Annotated in this window: 1 pseudogene; it reads left to right on the plus strand. The window is 62.9% G+C overall.

Annotated elements, in window-relative coordinates:
* Nucleotides 1-307, plus strand: a pseudogene (locus HX803_RS32490) (hypothetical protein); the annotation flags it as partial.

Below are 307 nucleotides of genomic sequence, written 5' to 3' on the forward strand. Positions count from 1 at the left end.
TCATCGACCTGTACCACCGCATGTTGCCGCGTTTGCCAAGGGTGCTGCCCTCACGGTGGAGGGGGTCTGATTCGGAGACGCATCTGACCGCCCGTTGGCGCGAAGGGTTGGAAGCCGGCAAGCGGGGCGTTGGCATTGAGGAGTTCGGCTTTGCGACGCGTGAGCAGGGGCTGGAGGCGCTCGAGCATTTCTTCGGTCTGGTTGCCGCAAGCCGCTTCCTGCATGGCGAAAACGACAAGAACTGGACGGCGGACTTGCGCTGGTTGCTGCGGCCGACCAACTTCAACAAGGTCCTCGAGGGCCGATA

The sequence above is a fragment of the Pseudomonas sp. P7548 genome, assembly GCF_013386585.1.
Lineage (GTDB): Bacteria > Pseudomonadota > Gammaproteobacteria > Pseudomonadales > Pseudomonadaceae > Aquipseudomonas.